The sequence below is a fragment of the Citrobacter sp. Igbk 17 genome (genome assembly GCF_028069775.1).
In the GTDB taxonomy this organism is placed as follows: Bacteria; Pseudomonadota; Gammaproteobacteria; order Enterobacterales; family Enterobacteriaceae; genus Citrobacter.
On the sequence record NZ_JANEWI010000012.1, the window covers coordinates 30,220 to 49,686 of the forward strand.

Genomic DNA, 19,467 nt, shown 5'->3' on the forward strand with positions numbered 1-19,467 from the left:
AGTGTATCGGATAAGACAGAGCTTGAGCTGGTGAAAGAGACACTCCAGAATGGTTTTGTTGAATAAGTCGAACTTTTGCTGAGTTGAAGGATCAGATCACGCATTCCCTGACAACGCAGGCAGTCCCGTGGCAAAGCAGAAGTTCAGAATCACCCACTGGCACACCTATAGCTCTAATCAACCGTGGCTGCATGATTTTCTGACCTTGCCATCACTACCGTTTTGGTGATTAAACGCGTATTCCGGCAGACCCTCCGGAAAATCAGGTCGGCCGCTGCCGATGGCGCTTACGATACCCGGTTATGTCACGATGAACTGCCCGTAAGAAAATCCGCGCCCTCATTCCTCCCCGGAAGGGAGCGGGTTACTGGCCTGGTGAGTATGAGGACCGCAATCGCGCCATTGCTAATCAGCGGCTGAGTGGAAGTAATGCATTGTGGAAATGGACAACGGAATATAACCGTCGCGCTACAGCGGAAACAGCTATGTATTAGATAAAGCAGCTGTTCGAAGGTTCACTGACACTGCGTGACTACGATGGTCAGGTTGCAGAGGCTACGTGCGCTGAACAACATGGCGAAGGCAGGTATGCCAGAAAGCGTGCGTATTGCCTGAAAATCCAGCCAGCTACAGGGACGTTCGCACAGAATCTTATTTATTCAACAAAGCCTGGTGTAGCAGGTAGTTTAGGGGGAAAAGTTGTTGATTCATTGTCTCCGGTAACTGATCAAGTAACAAAGGATGTTATTAGTGCCGTTACAGGTTCTACTGCTTCCGAACTTACAGGACAAGCTGTAAAAGATGAGTTAGACAAGCGGGAGAAAAAGCAATGAATTTGTTCCGAAGGTTAGCATTCCTTGGCTTCTTTTTTTGGGTTGCGTACTGTGCACCGGGGTTTTTCCCCGATAATTCCCCATTGCTTTCCCGTACAGAAAACAGGCATAAAAAAACCAACCACGAGGGTTGGTTTTTTTGGGGATTTTTGGTCGGCACGAGAGGATTTGAACCTCCGACCCCCGACACCCCATGACGGTGCGCTACCAGGCTGCGCTACGTGCCGACACTTATGGCTGCTAATACTACTGCTTTCCACCACGAATGCAAGAGGATGGACTGCTAACTGATTTATAATTAATCAGTTAGCGATAAATCGTTTCTCATCCGTCAGGACTTGCAACAGCAAACTCAGCTGCGGTTTCTGATCTTTAATTTTCTCGCCGCGTAAATCATAGGTCTGGTAATTACCGTTGTTATTAAGCACCAGCGTCATCTCTGGTGTGGTAATGGCCATTGTGCTGCTGTCAGCCGCCGTGACCCAGTAATGGCGGCGTGTTGCATTAAACAAATCCTGACCCTGTGAGTACTCGCTTGCTGGGGTACTGACGTGGAGCAGGCGCTGCATCAGTGTTGTCATCAGGTCAGTATGATCGGTCAGGCTATTAATACGCTGCGCAGGTGTTCCCGGCCAGTGAATAACCAGAGGCACCTGTAGATGGCCACGCGACCAGGCAAAGTTATTCTCTTCCTGCGTCAGCGGCACGCCCCGGCCTGCGGTAATAATGACCACCGTATTGTTCAGTTTCCCGGAATCACGCAGTGCGCTGAGTATACGGTTGATGTTTGCATCCACATCTTGCGCCGCGCTGGCGTAGCGTTTGGCAAAATTCTTCTGGTTGCTGTCATCAAGGTTCGTTCCGTTAAAGGAAACCCATGAGAACCAACGGTTATCATCTTGCGCATAGCGACCCAGCCAGTTGATCCACTGGCTTGCAGTTTGTTCATCAGATTGCGTTTGCACGCTTGGCATCGAAAAGTCGGACAGCAATGCCTGGCGATACAGTGGGCTAGTGAAGCCATCAGAGGAGAACAATCCTAACTGATAACCTTGTTGATTCAACGCAGAGATTAGCGCGGCAGGCGTTCGGGTCGACAAAATGCCGTCCATGTAGCTTGGAGATACGCCATAAAACAGGCCAAAAATCCCGTTGTCTGCGGTATTTCCCGAACTCATGTGACGCGTAAAGGAGATATTCTGCCCGGCAAATTCAGCCAGAGCAGGCATCTGCTGTTCAAAGCGCGAGTAATTCAGACCGTCAACGGTGATCAGCAGGACATTCTGACCCGTTCCCATATCACGGTAACGCAGCTCACTGAGCGGATACTGGACGGAGACCGCTTCCGGATTACCCTGTTCAATCAGGCGGCGCTGATACTCTTGTGCATCCAATAGACCATGTTTTTCCAGAAACTTACGTGCGGTCATAGGATAGGAAAGTGGCAGGTTTGCACGTTGCATGGTAATCGGGCGATAGAAGTTGGCATCAGCCCAGATATACACCACATGTGAGGCGATAAATGAAACGAAAAAGAATGCTGCTAACGGTTTGGCAAAATGGCGGCGACGCGTCAGGCTGCGCAGTTTCTGCCAGCTCCAGGTTGCAAACAGCATTTCGATTAGCAGAATGATTGGCACGCTGATAAACATCAACTGCCAATCTCGGGCCGCTTCATTCTGGTCAGGGTTAATGACCAGCTCCCAAACTATGGGGTTGAGATGCAGGTGGAAGCGTGTGAACACTTCGCTGTCAATCAACAACAGCGTCATACCTGCTGTCGCCAGAATGGCTGATAAGAATCGCATCAGCCTCTGGGACATGACGATGAACGTCAGAGGAAACAGGATTAGCAGATAGGTGGCAAACACCAGGAAGCTAAAATGCCCGACAACGCTCAGGTAAGAATAAACACGTCCTGCAAGCGTTGTCGGCCAGTCGGCGACAAACAGGTAACGGCTACCGAGTACCATGGCCAACAACATGTTGAACAGGGCAAACCAGTGCCCCCAGCTAACCATCTGGGAGACTTTCTCACGGTAGCGCTGATGATGAGTTACCATAAACTGTTGTTCGTTTCCCCGGAGCAGGCTCTTAGTGCGCTTGGTCGTCGTTTACCGAAGACTGCAATGCGCGGGCAAAAGAGTTCGCAATCGCCTGGCGCTGGGCCGGTGCGATGCTTGTATTGATAAGGTTAGTCACCATATTTCCCAAAACCATCAGGGAAAGATCGGTTGGTGCCTTATGTTTTTCCAGTACGTTGAGCATCTCATTCAGTAATTGTTCAACGTGTTCGTCACTATAGCGGGAAATTTGTGGCATAAATCGAAATCAGTCTGTTCATGAAAGGGCAACATATTACCGTAGAGACAGTTTTTTTTCTGCTTTTTTATCTTCTATTGCGTCACTGCCCGGCAGGTGGTTGAATACCGCCCGGTCTAAAAGGAGAGTTTATCATGAGTCTGGATATCAACCAGATTGCCCTGCACCAGCTTATCAAACGTGACGAGCAGAATCTTGAGCTGGTCTTGCGCGATTCATTACTGGAACCGACAGCGACGGTTGTCGAGATGATGGCTGAGTTGCACCGGGTGTATAGCGCCAAGAATAAAGCCTATGGCCTCTTTAGCGAAGAGAGCGAGCTGGCGCAAACGCTGCGCTTACAGCGCCAGGGTGAAGAGGATTTTCTGGCTTTTAGTCGTGCTGCGACGGGACGTCTGCGCGACGAACTGGCGAAATATCCTTTTGCCGACGGTGGTGTCGTACTGTTCTGCCATTATCGCTATCTGGCGGTAGAGTATCTTCTGGTCGCGGTGCTGAATAATTTAAGCAGCATGCGCGTCAATGAAAATCTGGATATCAATCCGACACACTATCTGGATATCAATCATGCGGACATCGTCGCGCGTATTGATTTAACCGAGTGGGAAACCAACCCGGAGTCCACGCGCTACCTGACGTTCCTGAAAGGGCGGGTCGGGCGTAAAGTTGCCGATTTCTTTATGGATTTCCTCGGTGCCAGCGAAGGTCTGAATGCCAAAGCGCAAAACCGTGGCCTGCTGCAGGCCGTGGACGACTTTACCGCTGAGGCGCAGCTCGATAAAGCTGAGCGTCAGAACGTGCGCCAGCAGGTCTACAGCTACTGTAACGAGCAGCTGCAGGCAGGCGAAGAGATCGAACTGGAGTCGCTGTCCAAAGAGCTTTCCGGCGTCAGTGAAGTCAGCTTTAGTGAGTTTACCGCTGATAAAGGGTATGAGCTGGAGGAGAGCTTCCCGGCAGATCGCAGTACGCTGCGTCAGTTAACGAAATTTGCCGGAAGCGGCGGCGGATTGACGATTAACTTCGATGCCATGCTATTGGGCGAGCGTATTTTCTGGGACCCGGCGACAGACACGTTGACCATTAAAGGTACGCCGCCGAACCTGCGTGACCAACTGCAGCGTCGCACATCAGGCGGGAAATAGAGCCATTTGCCGGATAAGCGAGTTAACGCCTATCCGGCCTGCGTGATTCCTCTTTACCGCCAACAAAATCCCATAAAAAAACCCCGCCAGGGCGGGGTTTTTCTTCAACTTGTTGGCGATTACGCGCGAACGAAGTCGATGTGAGACAGCTTCGGCTTGAACGGGTGACGCTGTACAGCCTGAGCTTTAACTTTAACTTCTTTACCGTCAACAACGAGGGTCAGAACTTCGCTGTAAAATTCAGCTTTAGCTTGCATGTTCATAACTGCATCGTGATCCAGTTCGATAGCAACCGGGGCTTCTGCGCCACCGTAGATGATTGCCGGGAACTTGTTAGCGGCACGCAGGCGGCGGCTCGCACCCTTACCCTGCTCTTTACGTACTTCAGCGTTGATAGTAAACATTTAAATCTCTCTTTAATAATTCCTGCTACAGGCGACCCAGCAACAGGTAAGTGATCTGCTTTGCGTATGCAAAAGCGGGCGAGATTCTATACTCAAACGGCGGGTACATCAATCAAAAGTACGATTAACCGCGTAATTCATGTGCCCGCCGGAAACGACCTTCATAGTCGAAGACCTTTTCACGTACCTGCCAGTACTGGCCTTTCATGCGTGCCACCACAAAATCAGGATGTCGCAGCAGGGCCTGTTGGGCGAGGATATCGGCGGCGGTTATCCAGCGTAAGGGCACGCCGGGGGTACGGGTATGTGGGCGAATAAACAGCTGTTCAAAGGCCGCTCGCTGCGCGGGCGTGTGTAAGCGAAAACGCTCGCTGACGTCGGCACCATCTTCATCGTAATAGGTGATTTTCAGCCATTCACCTTTTTCATCCTGGCCGTTTTGTAACACCATGCCGCTACAGCGCAGAACCAGTGCATCTTTGAGTCTGAGCGCGGCTTTCAGCATATCATCCGGATCGACCAGTACCGTATCGCACTCGCGACAGCGGCGAGCGGCAATATCATTTTCCGCATTACACTGCGGACAGTTTTTAAAACGAAAGCGGAAATCGCACTGCTCGCGATGACCGTCATCATCTTCAAACCATCCCTGGCAGCGACGGCCAAAGTGTTCGATCAGTGTGCCATCAGCGGTTGTTTTCCCCCAGAACGTGTTAGCAAATCCGCAGGCAGGGCAGAATACCTGCACCGGAACGTTGTCACTTTTCCCTTTGGGCGCACCCACTTCCGGGGCGTACAGATCGTGCGGATTCCCGGCGTAATCAAGGATCAGACAGTCCGTTTTCCCCGGAGCCAGGCGCAACCCGCGTCCAACGATTTGTTGGTACAAGCTGACCGACTCGGTTGGGCGCAGGATGGCTATCAGATCAACATGTGGGGCGTCAAATCCGGTGGTTAAGACCGCAACGTTAACCAGATAGCGAAAGCGCTGTGATTTGAAGTCTTCGATTAATACATCACGTTCCGATCCCGGTGTCTCTCCGGTGATAAGCGCCGCATCATCAGCAGGGAGCAGGCCGACAATCTCTTTGGCGTGCTCAACGGTAGCGGCGAAAATCATTACCCCTTTGCGCGTCTGAGCAAACTCAATAATCTGACTGATGATATGCGGTGTTATTCGTTGTTGTTTTTTCAGCTCCCGATTAAGGTCTGCTTCACTGAACAGGCCATTACTCTGCGCCTGCAGGCGACTGAAATCATATTGTACGACCGGCATATCGAGGCGTTCCGGCGGCGTCAGATAACCGTGCTTTATCATGTAGCGCAGCGGCAATTCATAAATGCAGTCGCGAAATAACGCTTTTTCATCGCCGCGTACCATACCGTGATAATGGAAATGATAAATCCAGCCTTTGCCCAGGCGAAAAGGCGTGGCGGTGAGCCCGAGCAGGCGTAGATGAGGATTTACGTTTGTCAGGTGTGTCAGGATCTGTTGATACTGGCTCTCTTCATCATCACCAATGCGATGGCATTCATCGACGATGAGCAGGGAGAATTCTCCCTGGAAGGCGTCCAGATTACGTGCCACCGACTGAACGCTGCCAAAAACCACTTTCCCGTGGCTCTCTTTGCGCTTTAACCCGGCGGCAAAGATATCGGCTTCCAACCCCAGAGCGCAGTACTTGGCATGATTCTGCGCAACCAGCTCTTTGACATGTGCCAGCACCAATACGCGCCCACGCGCAACCCGCGCCAGTTCAGCAATCACCAGGCTTTTGCCTGCACCTGTGGGGAGGACGATAACTGCCGGCGTGCGGTGATGACGAAAATGGTTGAGCGTGGCATCCACGGCTTCTTTTTGGTAAGGACGAAGAGTAAAAATCATGGGCTCACAATATGTAACAGTCTCGCGTATAGTATGCCACGAATCTTTTTCCCTTGAGGGAAGTTGTTAGCTCGTTATACTGAGCGGAAAACGGCTCCACTTTTCGGGCATAACGCCCGATTTCCGTATTGTTACAGGCAAAATCACACTCATGCGACTTGATAAATTTATCGCTCAGCAACTCGGCGTCAGCCGCGCTATTGCCGGGCGTGAGATCCGTGGTAACCGTGTTACCGTCGACGGCGAAATCGTCAGAAATAGCGCCTTTAAGCTGCTGCCAGAACATGACGTTGAATATGACGGCAATTCTCTGGTTCAACAGACGGGTCCACGCTATTTTATGCTGAATAAGCCTCAGGGCTATGTTTGCTCCACGGATGATCCGGATCACCCGACAGTGCTCTATTTTCTCGATGAACCTGTCGCGCACAAACTGCATGCGGCAGGACGTCTGGATATCGACACCACCGGACTGGTGTTAATGACCGACGACGGTCAGTGGTCGCATCGCATTACCTCTCCGCGTCACCATTGTGAGAAGACTTATCGGGTGACGCTGGAATCACCGGTGGCAGACGATACCGCTGAGCAGTTTGCCCGTGGTGTGCAATTGCATAACGAGAAAGATCTGACGAAGCCGGCTGTGCTGGAAGTGATCACGCCGACTCAGGTACGTTTGACCATCAGTGAAGGGCGCTATCATCAGGTTAAACGCATGTTTGCCGCTGTCGGGAATCACGTTGTGGAACTGCATCGTGAACGCATCGGTGCCATCAAGCTTGATGAGGATCTGGAGCCCGGTGAATACCGTCCATTGACCGAAGAAGAAATCGCCAGCGTTAACTTAACCCCGCGTTAATATCAGGAGCTAAATGTGACCACCCGGCAGAACTCTTCAATTGCCATTGTTTTTATCCTTGGCTTGTTGGCCATGTTGATGCCGTTGTCGATCGATATGTATCTTCCGGCACTGCCGGTGATCTCTGCTCAATTTGGCGTGCCGGCAGGCAGTGCACAAATGACCCTCAGTACCTATATTCTGGGGTTCGCGGTGGGGCAGTTGATCTATGGGCCGATGGCCGACAGCATCGGGCGTAAACCGGTGATACTGGGAGGGACCCTGGTGTTTGCGGCGGCAGCGGTCGCCTGTGCGTTGGCGCAAACTATCGATCAGTTGATCACTATGCGTTTCTTCCACGGTCTGGCGGCTGCGGCGGCAAGCGTGGTCATCAATGCCCTGATGCGCGACATCTATCCGAAGGAAGAATTCTCGCGCATGATGTCATTTGTCATGCTGGTGACGACGATTGCACCACTGATGGCACCTATTGTGGGCGGTTGGGTGCTGGTATGGCTGAGTTGGCACTATATCTTCTGGATCCTCGCTGTGGCGGCGATTCTGGCCTCGGTGATGATCTTTACGCTGATCAAAGAGACCTTGCCCGTTGAGCGCCGTCAGCCGTTTCGCTTGCGTACTACTCTGGGCAACTTTGCCTCGCTGTTTCGCCACAAGCGCGTCCTGAGTTACATGCTGGCCAGTGGGTTTAGCTTTGCAGGGATGTTTTCTTTCCTGAGTGCAGGCCCCTTTGTCTACATTGAAATCAACCATGTTTCACCACAGCACTTCGGTTATTACTTTGCACTGAACATCGTTTTCCTGTTTGTGATGACAATCATTAACAGTCGCTTTGTTCGTCGGGTTGGTGCACTAAATATGTTCCGTACCGGGCTGTGGATCCAGTTTGTGATGGCGGGCTGGATGGTATTCAGCGCACTGTTCGGCGTTGGATTCTGGGCTCTGGTTGTCGGTGTTGCGGCGTTTGTAGGTTGCGTGTCGATGGTGTCATCAAATGCGATGGCGGTCATTCTGGATGAGTTTCCGCACATGGCCGGGACAGCCTCATCGTTGGCGGGGACGTTTCGTTTTGGTATCGGCGCTGTTGTTGGCGCGCTCTTGTCACTGGCGACCTTTAACTCAGCCTGGCCAATGATTTGGTCGATTGCGTTTTGCGCCACCAGCTCAATTCTCTTCTATCTCTACGCCAGTCGCAGCAAAAAACGGTGATCTAATACACAACCTGGGGGCTATAACGCCTCCGGAGTTGATGCATATCAACCGCAAATCCATCATTCCCCCCAGTAATGTTTATTTTATGTAAAATCAATTTATGTAAAAAGTCACATCATTGTAGTTAAAAAGGTTGAGTTAGATCGCAGAAACGCGTACATATAGCGCGGAAACATGCCGTACCCATTGAATAAATTTAAATACGGGGTTCGGAAAGCGGCTTAAAGACAGGGTGTAAACGTTTACCAACTGTCTAAAGACGTATTGTCAATGATGTGTTAATATTGATGTAAAATAATTGTGAAGTAACTGTACTTCCAGGGAAAGAAAGTGATGACATTACAACTCTCAATCGTTCATCGTCTGCCGCAGTGCTATCGTTGGTCGGTGGGTTTCGCAGGCTCAAAAGTTGAACCGATTCCGCAAAACGGCCAAAGTACAGAAAACAGCCTGGTAGCGCTAAAATTACTCAGTCCCGATGGCGACAGTGCGTGGTCGGTCATGCATAAACTCAGTCAGGCGCTTAGTGATATTGAAGTTCCTTGTTCCGTACTGGAATGTGAAGGGGAACCGTGCCTGTTTGTAAATCGCCAGGATGAGTTTGCCGCGACCTGCAGGCTGAAAAATTTCGGCGTGGCCATCGCAGAACCTTTTTCAAATAACAATCCATTTTGAGCGTCAGCTTAGCGCGAGCAGCTGACGCGTATAGGCCTGTTGTGGCGCGTTAAATACGTGCTCGCATTGCCCCTGTTCCACGACTTCTCCCTGCCGCAACACAATAACCTGATGGCATAACGCACGTACGACATGCAAATCATGGCTGATAAAGATATAGGCCAGACGATGCTTTTCCTGTAAGGACTTTAACAGCGTGAGGATTTGCGCCTGTACGGTTCTGTCGAGCGAGGATGTCGGCTCATCCAGAATGATCAGTGAGGGTTTGAGAATCAATGCCCTGGCAATGGCTATGCGTTGGCGTTGACCACCGGAAAACTCTGCAGGATAACGATGGCGGGTTTCGCTATCGAGTCCGACTTCAGCCATCACGGCTTTTACCTGCGCTTCACGCTGTTCAGCGGAAAGCGTTGGCTGGTGAACGCGCAATCCCTCTTCAATAATTTGTAATACGCTCAAACGCGGATTCAGTGACGAGTTAGGGTCCTGAAAGACAACCTGAATGCGGTGACGTACTGGCAACAGTTGGCGACGATTTAAGGTATGCAGCGCCAGACCATCGAACACAATACTGCCTTGTGATGTGATTAATCGCAGCAGCGCCAGACCGGTGGTACTTTTCCCGGATCCTGATTCGCCCACCAGCCCCAGTGTTTCACCGGGCCTGAGGGTAAAACTGACGTTGTTAACCACCACGTTATGATCCACCACGCGCTTGAGGATACCCTTGCGTACAGGGAAGGCGACGCTGAGCCCATTCACTTCCAGTAATGGCGGTTGTCCGGCAGGTAAAGGGACGGGATCGCCAGAGGGTTCACTATTTAACAGTTTCTGCGTGTAGGTATGGGTTGGTGCAGCAAGCAGTGGCTCGGCACGGTTTTGTTCAACGCATTGACCGTTCTGCATGACGGCAATGGAATCGGCCAGCTTTCTTACGATGCTGAGATTATGAGTGATGAACAGCAATCCCATGTTCAGCTCACGCTGCAATTCTCGCAGCAGTTGCAGAATTTGCGCCTGCACAGAGACATCCAGCGCGGTTGTGGGTTCGTCGGCAATCAACAGCTCCGGGCGGGTTAACAGCGCCATAGCAATCATTACGCGCTGGCGCTCACCGCCGGAAAGCTGGTGCGGATAATCTGTAAGGCGTTTTGCTGCATGGCGAATGCCTACACGATCCAGACAGGTCAGAATTTCTGCCCGTGCGGCTTCCCGACGCATTCCCCTATGCAACGACAGGACTTCATAGAGCTGTTTTTCAAGGTTATGCAATGGGTTTAACGATACCATTGGCTCCTGGAAAATCATGGCGATTTTATTTCCCCGTACACCGCGAAGTGTCTGCTCGTTAGCGTGAAGTAATGATTCACCGTGAAAGCGGATATCACCGGAGAGGTACACCGCAGGCGGCGTGGGCAACAGACGCAACACCGAAAGCGCGGTGACGCTTTTACCTGAACCAGATTCACCCACCAGCGCCAGTGTTTGCCCAGCATCAAGGCGCAAAGAGAGTGTGTTGACTACATTGCGTACGGTATCTTGTTGACGAAAACCGACGGATAAATTCTCAATGGCTAACAGAGGTTGTGTCATCTTAAATCGCCTTATTGGGATCAAATGCGTCGCGTACCGCTTCACCAATAAAAATCAGTAGCGATAATAAGAGGGCAACGGAGACAAACGCGGTGATCCCAAGCCACGGGGCCTGAAGGTTATTTTTACCCTGCAACAGCAATTCTCCTAGTGATGGAGAGCCGAGCGGTAATCCGAACCCGAGAAAATCCAGCGAGGTGAGCGTGGTGATTGAGGCGCATAAAATAAACGGTAAAAAGGTCAGGGCGGCAACCATCGCATTCGGCAACATATGACGCAAAATAATACTGCGATCGCTAACCCCGAGCGCTTGCGCTGCGCGAATGTAATCAAAGTTTCGGGTGCGCAGAAATTCCGCGCGTACCACGCCAACCAGGCTCATCCAGCCAAACAGCACGGTGATCGCTAATAGCCACCAGAAGTTAGGCTGAACGACGCTGGAGAGCAAAATAATCAGAAACAGCGTTGGCATACCAGACCACACTTCGATGAACCGTTGTCCCCACAGGTCTACCTTACCGCCGTAATATCCCTGTAGTGCGCCGGCCATCACCCCCATGACGCTGGAACACAGGGTCAGCATCAAGCCAAACAGAATTGAGATGCGGGTGCCGTAAAGGATACGCGCCAGCACGTCACCACCATTTGCGTCAGTACCCAGCCAGTTTTGCGCAGAGGGCGGCGAGGGGAAGGGCTTATCGGTGGCAAAGTTGATGCTGGTAGCGCCGAACCGGATGGGGGCCCATAGTATCCAACCCTGGCTCTCCAGGCGGTGTTGCAGCCACGGATCCTGGTAATCAGCCTTTGTTGCTAACGGGCCGCCGAAATCGCTTTCACTGTAGTTTTTAACCAGAGGGACATACCAGCTGCCGTCATAGCGAACCAACAGCGGCTTATCATTTGCGATCAGCTCGGAACACATGCTCAGGCCAAACAACACCAAAAAAATCCATAATGACCAGTAGCCGCGGCGGTTATGACGAAAACGCGCCCAGCGGGCCTGATTGACGGGGCTTAATCGCGACATTAGCGTCCCTCGAAATCAATACGAGGATCGACCAACGTATAGCTGATATCACTAAGGATATTGAGCAACAGGCCGATCAGGGTGAAGATGTAGAGTGTGCCGAACATCACCGGGTAGTCGCGCGATACGGTAGATTCATACCCCAGTAATCCCAGACCATTAAGCGAAAACATCACTTCGATCAGCAGCGAACCGGTGAAAAACATGCTGATAAATGTGGCGGGAAATCCTGCGATTACCAGCAACATGGCATTGCGGAACACATGCTTCCATAGAATATTTTTCTCACTAACGCCTTTGGCACGCGCAGTAACGACATATTGCTTACGTACCTCATCCAGAAATGAGTTTTTAGTCAGCATGGTCAGCGCGGCGAACCCACCCACCACGGTTGCCAGCACAGGCAGGGTAATGTGCCACAGATAGTCGGTAATTTTTTGATACCAGGGCAGGGCGTCAAAATTAGCGGACACCAGTCCGCGTAGCGGGAACAGGTCGTAATAGCTGCCTCCGGCAAAAAAGACGATCAGCAAAATCGCGAACAGGAATGCGGGGATGGCGTAGCCGATAATAATGAAAGCACTGCTCCAGACGTCAAAACGACTACCGTTGTGGACTGCTTTGCGGATACCAAGTGGAATCGACACCAGATAGATGATGAGTGTACTCCAGAGCCCCAAAGTCACGGACACCGGCAGGCTGTCTTTGATTAGCGTAAGAACAGAGGCGCTGCGAAACAGACTGTCGCCAAAATCAAAACGGATATAGTCCCAGAGCATCTTGAAATAGCGTTCATGAATGGGCTTATCGAATCCGTAGCGACGGGTAATTTCCGCAATCACCTCCGGGTCAAGGCCCCGGCCGCCACGGTAGTTACTGTCGCTGATATTCCCAACGCCGGTTTGCGCGTGGCTGGCGCGAACACCTTCGCTGCCCGCACCGGGCAACGCACCGCTTTGTCCGAACTCAATGGCGGCGACGGCCTGTTCAACAGGACCGCCAGGTGCAATCTGTACGATAAAAAAGTTGATAGTAATGATGGCCCAGAGCGTGGGGATCACCAGCAGCAGACGTCGAATCAGATAAGCGCCCATTTACTCTCCCTGTCTTCTGGCTGCGGGAAGTTTCGCCGCTTTGTTGACGTCATACCACCAGTTGTCGATGCCAATGGTATAAATCGGGCGGATAGCCGGATGCGAGAACTTATCCCACCAGGCGATACGATCTTCTGCCATGTACCACATCGGCAACATGTAGTAGTTCCAGGTTAATACCCGGTCCAGTGCCCGCCCCAACGGGATCAGTTTGGCTTTATTCCCTTGTGCGGCAATGATCTGGCTAATCAGTTTATCAATGACCGGGCTTTGCACACCGGGCGCGTTATAGCTGGAATCTATATATTCAGAGGCCCAGAGAATTTGCAGGTCTGAGCTTGGCCACGGCATTGCGCGATAGAGCCTGGGCATCATGTCATAGTCACGGCTGCGCAAACGGTTAGTGATTTGCGAGTTATCGACCTGGCGGATATTCATCGTAATACCTAACCGCTGTAGGTTATGCTGGAATGGCAATACCCACTGGCTGTTGCTGCCTGCCGGGAGTAATAACTCGAAGGTCAGCGGTTTACCGCTGGTGCTATTTATCCGTTGTTGCCCTTTCAGTATCCATCCCGCCTGTTGGAGTAACGTATCGGCTTTCAACAGGTTTTCACGATCGTAGCCATCGCCTTTCGACATCGGCGGTTGATAGATTTGACTGAAAACTTCCGGTGGCAGATCTTTTTTCATTGGCGCAAGGATCACCAGTTCATCCGCATCGGGATAACTTCTGGCTGCATACTCGGTGTTCTGGAAATAACTGTTTGTCCGACTCCAGGCATTATAAAACAGGGCCTTATTCATCCATTCAAAATCGAAGGCCAGCGTAATCGCTTCCCGTACTCGTCGGTCACTAAACATTGGACGTTGAATGTTAAAGGCTAACCATCGTGTGTCCTGTGCGGACTCATTCTTTTGTTCGTCTTTGACAATGTAATGATTCGCGAAATTCTTACCGGTATAACGGGTTGCCCAATTTTTTGCATCGTTTTCAAGTCGCAGGTCGAATGCTCCAGCCTTAAACGCTTCAAAAGCGACGTTATCATCTAAATAGTAATCGTAGCGGATGGTATCAAAGTTCCAGCGCCCGCGATTGACGGGCAGGTTTGCCGCCCAATAATCTTTAACGCGCGAATAAACAATGTACTGTCCCATTTTCCATTGACTGATGCGATAAGGGCCGCTGGCAAGGGGTGGAGATGACAAGGGGTCGCTGAGCTTGTGATCTTTCCAGTACTTTTCGGGCATAACGGGTAAGGAAAACAGGCTGAGCATATCCTCTTTGCCCGGTTTGGCGAGTTCAATTCGCACTGTTAACGGGGCAATTGCCTTTACCGTTGTTCCTTTGTAGACCAAACGAAACTGCGGTACGCCTTCGGTCATAAATTTATGGAAGGTGAATTCGACATCGCGTGCGGTAATGGGGGAACCATCGTGGAAACGGGCCCGCGGATTAATCGCGATTTCTACCCATGAGTAATCATCGGCGTAACGCGCTCTGTCAGCGATAAGCGGGTAGTAGCTGCCGGGTTCATCATCCGAAGTGGTAAACAGTGTATCGTAGAGCGTTTCGGTGCGTGCGCCAGGGTTGCCGCGCATCGAGTAGCGGTTGAAGTTGTCAAAGGTACCAATGGCGGAGAGGGTGAGTTGTCCGCCTTTGGGGGCCGCAGGGTTAACATAATCAAAGTGATTAAAATTAAATGCGTACTTGGGTTCGCCCAACACGGCAAAGGCGTAGCTTTCTTTGATGGATTGGGCATGAACGCTAAACCCGATAAGGGCGATAAACAGAAGCAGTACGCGAGGAATCATATCACAGAGGTTTCCTTGTCCTGCCACAACCCGACAGGCCTCTTGCCTGAGAAATAGCGGTTGGGGTGGCGAGTGAAAATATATAAATCGCCTGGTGCGATCACCACGTTGGCTTATCGGGTTGCGCCATCCAACGCACAAAATCATCAAGCATTAATGGGCGGCTGATCCAGTATCCCTGGAAGAAATGAACCCCGCGATCGCGCAGCCATCGGGCTTGCTCAGGCGTTTCTACCCCTTCGGCAACCGTCAGCATATTAAGACGCTTAGACAGTGTCAACACCGCATCCAGTACTGGAGACGTTAGCGTTTCTGTCCCAATGGCGTTGATAAATCCTCGGTCGATTTTCAGATAGTCAACGGTAAAGCGTTCCAGATAAATGAGTGCGCTGTGGCCAGTGCCGAAATCATCAATGGCAATTTCGAATCCGGCAGAGTGTAGCCATTCAAAAAGCTTTGATGCCTCGTGCTGATTGAGCATATCGCGTTCGGTGATTTCCAGTACAACCTGGAAATGGCGTGGCGGCAGGGAGGCATTCAGGTGCTGGATATCGTCTTTAAAGCTCTCACCATGCAGGTGCGTTGGCGCGATGTTGAGCCCGAGTTTTGCACCTTGCGGTAACACTTTTTTTAATGCAGGGGCATCACGGGCCACCAGTTTGAACAGATGCTGCGTCAGCGGCACAATCATTTGTTGTGATTCAGCGTAGTGAATAAAAGCATCTGGCGGGATCTCACCTGTTGTCGGGTGGCGCCAGCGTAACAATACTTCTACGCCTTTTACTTCCAGCGTCGCCATTTCAACGACCGGTTGGTAGACCACATAAAACTGATCGTGTTTGATGGCGTTGAGAATATCTTTTCCCGGGCGTAAACGAATGGCGTAGATGTAGTACCACAAAAGCAACCCAGTCATGATCCCGGCCATACATCCCAACATGACGGCATACCAGACGTCAGTGTACGTCCACTCTTGCGCGTATAGCCGAATCTTCATGGGGATCCCTTTCAGCGTCGTCTGACGCCAGGTGGTATCCGGAAGTGCGGAGACGTCTATCAGTTGGGATGAAAATGTCGTGATAGCGGTATCACCGACAATAATCGCAATACCGTCAAAATCATCTTCTCGGGCGGTATAGAGCAGGTAAGGTGCCAGATTGATATTCAGTGAGGAAAACACGCCACTATTATTAAATGAAGGATTCCGGTGCCAAATCATGATCGCCGGTTTGTCAGGCATCATCGGGGTACCGGACAGCAATTCCACATCGACATCTTTGTGGATATCCAGCTTCGGAATCAGCGACAGAATAGGCGAATCCATCGCGCCAGTTGCGGAGGAGCAGAAAGCAATACCCTCTTTTACCAACAAAAAAGCGCGTACATTGAGGTTAAACGCTGCGCTGGCGGTCAGCTTGGCGGCAACTTGTTGGCAATTGTATGAGACCAGCGGTTGCAGGGCATCTGTTGTGCTTTTGAGGTCTGAGAGGTAACTGCTGATGTAATATTCGATATCGGAAAGAAGCGTTTCGTACTTAACATCTCGTTTGTGCCAGGTGGCAAAAAACTGCAGGGTGCTGACAAGTACCGCGACGGCTACCCCCGTAAAAATACAGGTAAAAAGGACATTTCGACTGGAAGATGAAGGACGTCTGAACATAGTTCCTTATGTTTACCTGGGGTATCTGCTTATTATTAAACGGCTTGATCTGTAAAACTATAACCTGGATTGATTCGTATAGTGAGATTTTTCTTAAACATAGCGCAACGCAAAAAGCACTGCCGAAGCAGTGCTTTTGATAAGTCTCATCAGGATAGCCAAGGGATAGCTGCCAAACGAAATTAACTGCGGCTCAGGACCCGGCGAGCTTCGTTGTAACGTTTTTTCCAGTAAGGCTCGTTCATGCTGGAAATGATAACGCCACTGCTGGTCGAGGCATGTACAAACTGGTTATTGCCGATATAGATACCGACGTGACGGCCGGTGGAACCCGCACGGAACAGAACCAGATCGCCTGTGCGCAGATTAGTGCGCGAAACGGATTTGCCCGTTTCCTGTTGCTCGTAGGTTGAGCGCGGAAGCTCTAAACCAAATTGCTCGCGGAACGTACGCTGTACGAAGCTTGAACAATCAATACCTTTTTTAGTGCTGCCGCCAAGGCGGTAACGCACGCCTTTCCAGTCAGCGTATTGATCCATAATACGTGATTTAACATCGATATTACGTACCATACTTTCAAATTCATCCTGAGAGGCTTGCAGTGAAGAGTTATCTCCATTACCCACAGCATGCGTCTCAGAATGCATATTCTTCGCGGTGTTTGTTGTGCTACATGCAGAAAGCAGAACCGCAACTGCTATCGCGGGAATCCCCCGCAAGATATATCTCAAAATCGGTTGAGATTTGACCATTTTGTTTGTTTTCCCTTGAAGTCCTTAACGATAAATATCGTTATAAAAAATGCCAAACGTGACGAGACTAATTACCAACGCATGATGAGACAATTCTTTAAGGTCAAATCTGTGGCAGAACGCACAAATTTATTCTTATAGTGAATAATTATCCCGCGAGGCAAAACGAGTCTGAGGTTACCCGATCGCTCCGGTCATTGCGAGTGATTTTATGTGATTTCTTATAAGAAAAAGTGATACAGAAAGTGAATAAACTGCATTGGCTAAATTAAGAACAGATAGAGTAAAAAACACGCAATTCATTCATTTTAAACAGGAATAATATGACAGGAGAATGACAGTCAGAATGATAAATTCCCGGCAGATATCATCAGGAAATCAGAAGCATCCCTGATGATGTTAATTACTCTGCGTTATTTGTTTAAAAATTGTTTGTTTTTACCGGGAAGATAATGGGCAAACAGCATAACCAGGCGATCGCTTAATGGCGTCATTAACCACCAGGGCAAGCCAATCAATACGACGGTCATTGAACCTACCACGATATCTGTGAGCCAATGCGCGCCGATCATTACGCGTGGAAAGGCAAAAACCACAGTTATAATAAGGCCGATTATTCCTGCGACTTTTCCGAAATAACGCAGCATAAATGCGGAAAAAATAAGCAGCATCATACCGTGATCGCCAGGAAAACTGTCTCTGGACGCATCTTTTGTTGAAATATGCAGCAGCTCGCTGACGCGATTAATATTATCGAATGTGAGAGTGGGGCTGGCGCGCTTAACCGGAATAAGCGCCTGGCCCAACTGGTTTAATATCACCGCAGTTAGCAGCATCACCAGCCCAATTGCCACAATACGGCGACGACCTTCCTGCGTTTCTTTTAGCCAAAAACTCAGCATTAATGTACCCATCGCCAATAATGAACAGCCGTCAAATGCCCGGTTATTGGTGACAGCGACAATCCACAGAAAGAGCGGGCTCTCAACCAGCTTATGATTGAAGAAGTGGAAGATGCCCGAATCAAGAGAAAACCAGAACCCATGCCCGTGTGGAAGGTACCAGGACAGAAATAGCGCCAGACCAGCAATATTAAGCAGGAGTATTTGTGGGTATCGGGTTTTCATCGTCGTTTACCATTGCCATAAAACGGAGGCAACCTTACGCGCCAACGTCTAAACGAAGCCTCAACAATGCACTCTGTAATGCATTCCAGTCGGTCTCGGTATCGGAGATGAGTTCAATACGGCTATCAGGAGGAGCGACGTTTTGCGTCTCAATATGCCAGTCCTCACCCTGACGATTGATACGCACCAGCCCCTCTTTAATACGCATCACTCCCTTCACACGCCCAACAGGGGCGAGACGTGACCATTCCAACAGGCCGATGGTATCGAACACCGTATCAGCGTCAAAAATCCAGCCGCAGGCCTGATGTCCCTGACCGCTGTTCAGACTGCGACGCCAGCGTTGCTGCGCAGGCAGGCTTAGGGCTGCCAGCCCTTTTTTATCAGCATGCTGGTGAGTATGTGCTGCGCTGGAAGGAAGCTCCGTCAGATTCAGCCGGGGCAAATCCAGTAATTGTCCGTCGATTTGCCCATGATCGGCGTGAACTAACTGGCGGTTGCCGCCGTAGTGTTGCCACCAGGTTTGCAGCGCAATTTCGCTTTCTGTCGTGGCACGATCGGATTTATTGGCAACGATGATATCGGCAGAGGCCAGCTGATCGCGGAAATTCTCATTCGCTACGCTTTTCTCATCCAGCAACAGGCGAGGATCCAGGATACAAATCGTTGCGCGCAAGTCGATCCACGGTTCGTAAACCGGCGCGGTCAGTAAATCCAGAATCTGTTTGGGATGTCCGAGACCGGTGGGCTCAATCAGCAGCCGATCCGGTTTTCCCTGACGTAACAGCGTATTGAGGCCAACCTGCATGGGCAAACCATTAACGCAGCACATACAGCCACCGGGGATCTCTTTGAGCAATGCGCCGCTATCAGCGAGCAGTGCGCCGTCGATACCCACTTCGCCAAACTCATTGACCAGAACGGCCCACTTCTCTGCGGGGTCTTTGTTGGCCAATAGATGAAGAATAGAGGTGGTTTTGCCACTGCCGAGAAAACCCGTGATGAGATTGGTTTTAGTCACGTTTACTCCAGAATCATAAATTACCGTAATGGCTTTTAACAATCCTGGC

Annotated in this window: 16 protein-coding genes, 1 tRNA gene and 1 pseudogene; 5 read left to right on the top strand and 13 right to left on the bottom strand. The window is 50.6% G+C overall.

Annotated features, from left to right (window positions below; all coding sequences use genetic code 11):
• Positions 1-240: 240 nt before the first annotated feature.
• Positions 241-615 (top strand): annotated as a pseudogene (locus tag NNO08_RS09415) (transposase); the annotation flags it as partial.
• 368 nt (positions 616-983) lie between these two features.
• Here the strand turns inward: NNO08_RS09415 and NNO08_RS09420 are convergent.
• The 3 genes from NNO08_RS09420 to NNO08_RS09430 form a co-directional block, all read right to left on the bottom strand.
• Positions 984-1,060: transfer RNA gene (locus NNO08_RS09420), tRNA-Pro, on the bottom strand.
• A gap of 75 nt (positions 1,061-1,135) precedes the next feature.
• The gene (gene yejM / locus NNO08_RS09425; protein ID WP_271454369.1) at positions 1,136-2,896 is read right to left on the bottom strand and encodes an LPS biosynthesis-modulating metalloenzyme YejM; all 1,761 of its coding nucleotides are present in this window, start codon (positions 2,894-2,896) and stop codon (positions 1,136-1,138) included.
• Between the two features lie 31 nt (positions 2,897-2,927).
• Positions 2,928-3,155, bottom strand: a complete 228-nt coding sequence (locus tag NNO08_RS09430; RefSeq protein WP_003027506.1) for a YejL family protein — start codon at positions 3,153-3,155, stop codon at positions 2,928-2,930.
• 134 nt (positions 3,156-3,289) lie between these two features.
• Between NNO08_RS09430 and yejK the strand changes: the two genes are divergently transcribed.
• Positions 3,290-4,297, top strand: a complete 1,008-nt coding sequence (yejK, locus tag NNO08_RS09435; protein WP_271456611.1) for a nucleoid-associated protein YejK — start codon at positions 3,290-3,292, stop codon at positions 4,295-4,297.
• 119 nt (positions 4,298-4,416) lie between these two features.
• Here the strand turns inward: yejK and rplY are convergent, their stop codons facing one another.
• Together rplY and NNO08_RS09445 are read right to left on the bottom strand one after the other, a co-directional pair.
• Positions 4,417-4,701 carry a 50S ribosomal protein L25 gene (rplY, locus tag NNO08_RS09440; protein WP_137384097.1) on the bottom strand — a complete coding sequence of 95 codons (285 nt, stop codon included), beginning with the start codon at positions 4,699-4,701 and terminating at the stop codon, positions 4,417-4,419.
• Between the two features lie 124 nt (positions 4,702-4,825).
• Complete coding sequence (locus tag NNO08_RS09445; RefSeq protein WP_271456612.1) at positions 4,826-6,586, bottom strand: DEAD/DEAH box helicase; 1,761 nt, start codon at positions 6,584-6,586, stop codon at positions 4,826-4,828.
• 151 nt (positions 6,587-6,737) lie between these two features.
• On the opposite strand from NNO08_RS09445, the gene rsuA reads away from it, so the two are divergent.
• From rsuA to NNO08_RS09460, 3 genes are all read left to right on the top strand, one after another.
• Positions 6,738-7,445, top strand: a complete 708-nt coding sequence (rsuA, locus tag NNO08_RS09450) for a 16S rRNA pseudouridine(516) synthase RsuA (protein ID WP_137384095.1) — start codon at positions 6,738-6,740, stop codon at positions 7,443-7,445.
• A 15-nt stretch (positions 7,446-7,460) separates the two neighbouring features.
• A complete protein-coding gene (locus tag NNO08_RS09455; protein ID WP_271440090.1) occupies positions 7,461-8,651 on the top strand; it encodes a Bcr/CflA family multidrug efflux MFS transporter in 1,191 nt (396 codons plus the stop codon).
• A gap of 333 nt (positions 8,652-8,984) precedes the next feature.
• Positions 8,985-9,329: a YejG family protein gene (locus NNO08_RS09460; protein WP_137384093.1), complete on the top strand. Its 345-nt coding sequence runs from the start codon at positions 8,985-8,987 to the stop codon at positions 9,327-9,329.
• 3 nt (positions 9,330-9,332) lie between these two features.
• Here NNO08_RS09460 and yejF read toward each other — a convergent pair whose 3' ends face one another.
• The 8 genes from yejF to NNO08_RS09500 all read right to left on the bottom strand — a co-directional run bounded on the left by yejF (position 9,333) and on the right by NNO08_RS09500 (position 19,418).
• Entirely contained in the window at positions 9,333-10,922 is a 1,590-nt protein-coding gene (gene yejF / locus NNO08_RS09465; protein ID WP_271456613.1) for a microcin C ABC transporter ATP-binding protein YejF, read from the bottom strand.
• A gap of 1 nt (position 10,923) precedes the next feature.
• On the bottom strand, positions 10,924-11,949 hold the full coding sequence (locus tag NNO08_RS09470; protein WP_137384091.1) for an ABC transporter permease: 1,026 nt from the start codon (positions 11,947-11,949) through the stop codon (positions 10,924-10,926).
• Entirely contained in the window at positions 11,949-13,043 is a 1,095-nt protein-coding gene (locus NNO08_RS09475; protein ID WP_040230596.1) for a microcin C ABC transporter permease YejB, read from the bottom strand. The genes NNO08_RS09470 and NNO08_RS09475 overlap by 1 nt, the downstream gene beginning before the upstream one ends.
• Positions 13,044-14,858: an extracellular solute-binding protein gene (locus NNO08_RS09480; RefSeq protein ID WP_271456614.1), complete on the bottom strand. Its 1,815-nt coding sequence runs from the start codon at positions 14,856-14,858 to the stop codon at positions 13,044-13,046. It lies immediately after the preceding gene.
• A 100-nt stretch (positions 14,859-14,958) separates the two neighbouring features.
• Complete coding sequence (locus tag NNO08_RS09485) at positions 14,959-16,518, bottom strand: cyclic di-GMP phosphodiesterase (RefSeq protein WP_271454365.1); 1,560 nt, start codon at positions 16,516-16,518, stop codon at positions 14,959-14,961.
• Between the two features lie 182 nt (positions 16,519-16,700).
• A complete protein-coding gene (gene mepS, locus NNO08_RS09490) occupies positions 16,701-17,270 on the bottom strand; it encodes a bifunctional murein DD-endopeptidase/murein LD-carboxypeptidase (RefSeq protein ID WP_121584825.1) in 570 nt (189 codons plus the stop codon).
• A 413-nt stretch (positions 17,271-17,683) separates the two neighbouring features.
• Positions 17,684-18,397, bottom strand: a complete 714-nt coding sequence (locus NNO08_RS09495; protein ID WP_271440085.1) for a phosphatase PAP2 family protein — start codon at positions 18,395-18,397, stop codon at positions 17,684-17,686.
• A 34-nt stretch (positions 18,398-18,431) separates the two neighbouring features.
• Positions 18,432-19,418: a CobW family GTP-binding protein gene (locus tag NNO08_RS09500; protein ID WP_271440084.1), complete on the bottom strand. Its 987-nt coding sequence runs from the start codon at positions 19,416-19,418 to the stop codon at positions 18,432-18,434.
• Positions 19,419-19,467: the final 49 nt, after the last annotated feature.